The sequence below is a fragment of the Streptomyces sp. NPDC031474 genome, assembly GCF_055581185.1.
Map to the genome: position 1 here is coordinate 102,913 of NZ_JBVIJX010000026.1, position 6,088 is coordinate 109,000.

Consider the following 6,088-nt stretch of genomic DNA (forward strand, 5'->3'; position numbering starts at 1 on the left):
AAAAAGTCAACCTCATAGATGTCGATCGACATCTATGTATGCTTGACCGTCGAGCGTCGACCGTGGAAGGGGGGCTGGACATGCGGGTCACCAGGGCACAGGCAGAGCAGAACCGTGCGCACATCGTCGCGACAGCCGCCAGGCTGTTTCGCGAGCGCGGCTATGACGGTGTCGGCGTGGCGGAACTGATGGCAACCGCCGGCTTCACCCATGGCGGGTTCTACAAGCACTTCCGCTCCAAGGCGGGCCTGATGGCAGAAGCGTCCGCGAGCGGGCTCTCGCAGACCGCGGCACGGGCAGAAGGTGTGGACCCCGCCGAGTTCGTCGAGAGCTACGTCTCCCGGGAGCATCGCGATGGGCGCAGCGACGGCTGCACCATCGCGGCCCTCAGCGGCGACGCCGCACGTCAGCCCGCGGACATCAAGACGGAGTTCGCGGCCGGGATCGAGAATCTGCTGACGGCCCTTCAGACCCCGAGCGACACACCGGGGGATGCGGACCAGGACCAACGCGCGGCCCGCACCATGGTGATCGACATGCTCGCCCATTCGATCGGAGCGATCATGCTGTCGCGGGCATGCCCCGACGATTCTCCGCTGGCGGACGAAATCCTCGATGTCTGCCGCAAGGAAATCCTCGTCTCGCTGGCGCACGGCAGCAGTGACCAGCCGGCGGCACTGAGCCCAGAAGCCTGACCACAGCCGACCGACGCAGGGCCGACCACCCGGGGGTCAGGCACTGAGGCAACAGCCTGCGATTCCGAGCCGTCGGTGCGGCAGCACAGTAGAAGCCCTCTCAAAAGATGGTCTGCACCGCTGCCGAGAGCTGTTCATGTGCCGTCGACGAAGTCGCCGCACCGGACGCGAGAACGGTCGAATCGCACGTCACGACCGTGCGCGGTGGGGCATTAGCCGCCACGTCTTCCATGTCGGAGCCCGGCGGGTGCGGCGGCCTTCCGGCCGGGAGCCGACGGCCGGGCTGCCGGCGAGGCGTGCCCGGCCGCCGCGGAAACCCTGGTGGGCCGGGGATGGAACCCGCCCAGGGTCTCGCGGCGCCGACGGGCGCCCTGTGGGGCGCTGCGGTCGGTCGTGGGCGCGGCCGGGGCGATCAGAGGGCTTCGTTGACCCGGCCGATGTAGTCGCCCAGCTGGTATTCGACGTCGAGGCCCTTTTCGGCGGCCAGTGCACCGAGCCCGACCGCACGCGCGGCGAATCCCGGCTGCGTCAGGGTGCCCGCGAATTCGCCGAAAGCGGCGACGAGGTGGGCGTCCGGCGGCAGTGTCGCCCGGTTGACCTGGGACTTGGCGGTAGCCAGTGCCTGCCGGTCGAAGGAGGCGAGACGGGCGACGGTCGCATCGACGAAGGCGTCGAGTTCGGCGTCGGGCAGGGTGCGGGTGACCCATCCCCAGCGCTCGGCCAGCTCGGCGTCGTAGTCGGCGCTGGTCAGGATCGCCTCCAGTGCGCGGTCGCGGCCGATGGAGCGCGGGAGCCGCTCTGCGCCGCCTCCGCCGGGGACGATGCCGATGCCGACCTCGGGCTGGCCGAAGAACGCCTTCTCACGGCTGGCGTAGCGCAGGTCGCAGGCGAGGGCCAGCTCGTTGCCGGCGCCACGGGTACGGCCCCGGATGGCCGCGATGCTGACGAACGGAGCCTTGCTCAGCCGCAGGACCATGTCCGTCCAGACCGGGTTGTCGTCCTCGTGCTGGGGCAAGGGAAGGTCGGCGGCCGCGGCGCCGTCGAAGTGGTTGATGAAGAAGTCGGGAAGTTCGCTGGCGAAGACGACGACCTGGATGTCCGGGTCGCTCTCCAGCTCCGCGACGATCTTGTGCAGCGTCACGACCGACTCGGGAACCACCAGGTTCACGGGAGGATTCGAGAACGTGATCCTCGCGGTCCGCGGAGTCGTCCGCTCAAGGCGGATCGTGCTGGGCTGGCTCATGGCGTGGTTTCCATTTCGTAGGGAGCTTGGGCTTGGGCTTGGGCTTGGGCTTGCGTGGCCGTGATCGCGTCCGGCGACCACGGAGGTGTTGCGCCGGGTGAGGGGCGGGTGCCGCCGACTCGCCAGTCGGAGCCGCATCGGCTGTGCCGGGCCCGCCTGCACCTGAGCGGCCTGGTGTGGGATCCGGTTCGTTCGAGCTGATGGCGAGCCACCGCTCGAACTCCTCGCTTTCGAGCGAGGTCTTCGCGGAGGGAAGGGGGGCGGTGGTGACGTTCCGGTTCCCTTGGCGGACGTGTCTCGCGGTTGGCCGGTAGGGGCGGGCGTTCCTCAGGGGAGCTGCGGGTAGAGCGCCGAGACGCCCCCGGACAGTGCTGCCTGTGCCTGGCGGGCGGCGTTGTCGGCGAGGATCTCGTAGGCGCCGGCGGCGATGCCGTCCACAGCGATGCGCGCGATGTCGGCCGGGTCGGACTTGGCCGCGTCGACGGTACGGACCATGTCGGTGTCCATGTAGCCCACATGCAGACCGGCCACCCGGATGCCCTGGTCGGCGAGTTGCACGCGCAGCGTGTTGGTGAGTGACCACTCCGCGGACTTGGCGGCGCAGTAGGCGCCGAGTTCCGGGAAGCTGACCCAGGACAGGCCGGACAGGACGTTCAGCATGGACCCGCCGCCGTTGGCCGTGATCTGGGGCGCGAAGGCGCGGGCCACCGTCAGGGTGCCGAGGTAGTGGGTGTTCATCTCCAGGCGGATGTCGTCCAGGTCGGCGGTGAGCAGGTCGGCGCCGGTGGAGGAGCCCGCGTTGTTGACCAGGATGGTCACGTCGCCGGTGGCTTTGGCGGCGGCCGCGACGGAGGCGGGGTCGGTGATGTCGAGCGCGATCGGCTTGGCGCCGGGCAGGTCGACCTGGTCGGGGTTGCGGGCGCCGGCGTAGACGGTGGCGCCGCGGCTGAGCAGTTCGGCGGCGAGGGCCCGGCCGAAGCCCCGGTTCGCTCCGGTGACAAGGGCGGTGCTGGCGGAGAGGTCCATGAAGGTTCCCGGTGAAGTGGAGAGGAGATGACCAGAGCGCTGATGGCGTGGCCTGATGTGGCCCAGGTTCATTAGCTTACGATCGTAATAGTAAGCAGGCTGAGTCAGTGATCGCAACCGATCCGCCTGGTGAACGACGCCGCGCCGGGCACCTTGCCGAAGCCTTGACAGAACGTCGCAGGGGCATTTGGGCTTGATCTGAGGAGCGCGTCATGCGGCACCGGACACTCGGCAGCCAGGGCCTGGAGGTCTCGGCGACCTGGCCGACCAAGGGCATCACCGTCTCCCAGCTGGCCCTGCTTGGCTGTTCACCCGGGGCGAGCGCATCGTGCCGATCCCCGGCACCCGCAGCGTCCAACGCATCGAGGAGAACGCTGGCGCCGTCGATGTGCCTCTGACCGGGGCCGGCCTCGCCATGATCGACGAGATCCTGCCACACGGCGGCTTCGGCGCCCGCTACTCCGCGGACCACGCGCCCGTCTGGATCGGAATCCGCGCCGGGACCCCAGCCGCCCTTCCCGACGGACACCGCCGGGACCCTCACTCCGAGGGGAGGGACAGAGTGCGTGTCCGGTCAGTCCCCGTCGGAAGGTCCTGCTGTCGCCTGCCGGTCGTGACGGACACCAAGGTTTGCCCTGCCTGGGACAGTAGTTGGCGTATCGTCTCAATCAGACGGAAATCCGGAGCTGGTCCGGCACATCGTCGGTGAGCCGTTGGACGGCCCCCCTGAAGATCCACCCGATGGCCGCCCAGGCCAGCGCGGCTGCGAGGACGAAAGCAACCGCGTTGCCCGTCATCGCGGCGACAGCGCTACCCACGACAGGGCCGAGCGCGTTGGCTCCCCAGATGAACGGCAGCGTGATGCCATTGACGCGTCCCATCGCGTGAATGGGCGTTGCCTTCTGGATGAGCGTGATGGCGGCCACGTTGGTCAGCGGTCCGGTGAAGCTGGAGATGCCCTGGGACACCGCGACGACCGCGAGCGCGAACAGCTTGCCGCCCAGTGTGGCGGTCGGTAGGAGCGCGAACGCCAGGCCGAGCAGCGCGTGCGTCAGGACGAGCGTGCGCCCCATTCCCAACCTCGCGGTGATCCGCCGGGACAGCGCCGCGCCGACGAGGACCGGGGCGCTGCCCAGGCTCAGTGCGAGGCCGAGCTGCCCTGCGGAGAAGTGCAGATCCTGGTAGGCGTACACGATGATCATCGCGAGCGTCGAGGAGACCGCCATGTTGCCGAAGGCCAGCGTCAGCGTGAGGGACCGCAGCACGCGGTTGCCGAGGGTCAGCGCGACGCTGTCCCGGATGTCCCTGAGCGTGGCGACGAGACCTCGCTCTGCGGGCGTCGGCCGAGGCTCTTTCTCGCGAATGAACAACAGCAATACGGCGGCGATGAAGTAGGACGCCGCGTCAGCCGCGACGGCCCGGGCAGCGCCGATCAGGCTCACCAGGCCACCACCGGCAGACCTGCCCACCGTCATCGCGATCGACTTGCTCAACTGGGTCTTGACGTTGCCCTCGACGAGGTCGGCGCGGTCGAGGACCTGCGGTATATATGCCTGGTACGCCAGCTGGAAGACCACATCGAAGACGCCCTTGAGCAACGCGGCGGCATACAGGTGCACCAGGGTGAGGTGACCGAGGACAGCGGCCACTGGCAGCGAGCCGAGGATGACGCAACGGGCGGCGTTGGCGAACTGCATCAACGGCCGCCGACGCAGCCGGTCGGTGAAGACGCCCATGATGGGGGCGAGCAGTACGAACGGCAGCCACTGCAGTGCCATGAGCGCGCCCACCCCGACGGCACCAGTACCCAGGACGAGGACCGCCAGCGACGGCAGCGCCACGACGCTGATCTCACTACCCAACAGGCTGATCGACTCCCCGGACCACAGGAAGAGGAAGGCACGGTTGCGGGCCAAGACCGACTTCGGACGGGATGCATCGATTTTGGGATCTTCGACAGCACTCTGCGTGGAACGCCGCACAATTCCCTCCCTGCCGAGATCAGCGTTGCATTCTTCCGTGATCGCCTCGACGGAACAAGCGCTTTCTAGCCGTGATGATGGTCTGAAACGGAGCCGTGGCAGCGTCTGTGGGAGAGGCGGTTGGTACTGGGCCTGCTTGTTGGACCTGCTGCGCAAGAACTACTGGACGATCGCCGAGTGGGCCGAGGAAACCGGCCCACACAGCATGCAGCACCTGCTGTGCTGGGCTGTCTAGGACGCCGACTAGGGCCTGTATGAGGTCGTGATCATTCTCGGGTTCTGGTCCTGTGCGGTGGCGGGACCTGGTAGGACGCTGGGTGTGACACGTAGGCAACTCACCGACGAGCAAGGGAGTTCATCGAGCCGTACCTGCCTATAGGCGAGTACGGTCCGTACCCCGAGCGGCTGCGGGAACAGTTCGAGGGGGTGATCTGGCGGTTCCGGTCCAGCGCCCAGTGGCGTGAGATGCCCTCCGAGTTCGGACCATGGCCGACGGTCTACGGGCGCTTTCGTGTCTGGAGGGACGCCGGAGTCTTCCCGGCTCTCCTCGAAGGCGTGATTGCCCAGGCCGCCCGCCGGGGGTCGGACTTATCCCTGGTCAGCGTGGACTCCACCACCGCTCGCGCCCACCACGACGCAGCAGGGATACGCATCGACAGGGAGGTCATGGACGCTCTTGAGGAAGCCGCCGCCGAACAGGAGCGGGCCCGGCAAAAGGGGGGCGGCCCGCCGGGACGGAACGGACAGGACGGCGGGGACGCCCCCCAGCAGGAAGAGCGACGGCGCATCAGGCGACGGCGCAGGCTCCGCCTGAACCAGGCCCTGCTCGGCAGATCCCGGGGCGGACTGACGAGCAAAATTCATCTGGCCGCTGACCGCACATGCCGTCCGCTGCCCCTCGTACTGACTGCAGGGCAGGCCGCCGACAGCCCGCAGTTCCTCCGCGTGCTGCACCAGATACGGGTCGGTCTGCCTGTCGGCCGGCCTCGAACGCGGCCCGGCGCTGTCGCCGCGGACAAGGCCTACTCGTCCCGCGCCAACCGCCTTTAACCCTGGGTATTCAGCGGAATTGGGCGGGCTGACGTCCCGATAGCAGAAAGGTGCCGTTGACCTGCGAGGATGCGAGTGTCTAGATCGTATCC

At 68.2% G+C, this 6,088-nt stretch carries 5 protein-coding genes and 1 pseudogene; 3 read left to right on the forward strand and 3 right to left on the reverse strand.

The window, feature by feature from the left end; translation table 11 throughout:
* The first annotated feature begins 80 nt into the window (after positions 1-80).
* On the forward strand, positions 81-695 hold the full coding sequence (locus ACZ5SK_RS41470) for a TetR/AcrR family transcriptional regulator (RefSeq protein ID WP_334581656.1): 615 nt from the start codon (positions 81-83) through the stop codon (positions 693-695).
* A 412-nt stretch (positions 696-1,107) separates the two neighbouring features.
* Here ACZ5SK_RS41470 and ACZ5SK_RS41475 read toward each other — a convergent pair whose 3' ends face one another.
* Positions 1,108-1,938, reverse strand: a complete 831-nt coding sequence (locus tag ACZ5SK_RS41475; RefSeq protein ID WP_468577501.1) for an enoyl-CoA hydratase/isomerase family protein — start codon at positions 1,936-1,938, stop codon at positions 1,108-1,110.
* 327 nt (positions 1,939-2,265) lie between these two features.
* Positions 2,266-2,964 carry an SDR family oxidoreductase gene (locus tag ACZ5SK_RS41480; protein ID WP_468577502.1) on the reverse strand — a complete coding sequence of 233 codons (699 nt, stop codon included), beginning with the start codon at positions 2,962-2,964 and terminating at the stop codon, positions 2,266-2,268.
* A gap of 212 nt (positions 2,965-3,176) precedes the next feature.
* Here ACZ5SK_RS41480 and ACZ5SK_RS41485 point away from each other — a divergent pair, with 212 nt between their 5' ends.
* Positions 3,177-3,362 carry a hypothetical protein gene (locus ACZ5SK_RS41485; RefSeq protein ID WP_468577504.1) on the forward strand — a complete coding sequence of 62 codons (186 nt, stop codon included), beginning with the start codon at positions 3,177-3,179 and terminating at the stop codon, positions 3,360-3,362.
* A gap of 270 nt (positions 3,363-3,632) precedes the next feature.
* Here ACZ5SK_RS41485 and ACZ5SK_RS41490 read toward each other — a convergent pair whose 3' ends face one another.
* Positions 3,633-4,880 carry an MFS transporter gene (locus ACZ5SK_RS41490; protein WP_457495748.1) on the reverse strand — a complete coding sequence of 416 codons (1,248 nt, stop codon included), beginning with the start codon at positions 4,878-4,880 and terminating at the stop codon, positions 3,633-3,635.
* Between the two features lie 385 nt (positions 4,881-5,265).
* Between ACZ5SK_RS41490 and ACZ5SK_RS41495 the strand changes: the two are divergent.
* Positions 5,266-5,990 (forward strand): annotated as a pseudogene (locus ACZ5SK_RS41495) (transposase); the annotation flags it as partial.
* Between the last annotated feature and the right edge of the window lie 98 nt (positions 5,991-6,088).

Excerpts from the sequence above, each read along its gene's own strand:
- ACZ5SK_RS41470 (WP_334581656.1), top strand. The coding sequence starts at position 81 with ATGCGGGTCACCAGGGCACAGGCAGAGCAGAACCGTGCGCACATCGTC.
- ACZ5SK_RS41475 (WP_468577501.1), bottom strand. The coding sequence starts at position 1,938 with ATGAGCCAGCCCAGCACGATCCGCCTTGAGCGGACGACTCCGCGGACC.
- ACZ5SK_RS41480 (WP_468577502.1), bottom strand. The coding sequence starts at position 2,964 with ATGGACCTCTCCGCCAGCACCGCCCTTGTCACCGGAGCGAACCGGGGC.
- ACZ5SK_RS41485 (WP_468577504.1), top strand. The coding sequence starts at position 3,177 with ATGCGGCACCGGACACTCGGCAGCCAGGGCCTGGAGGTCTCGGCGACC.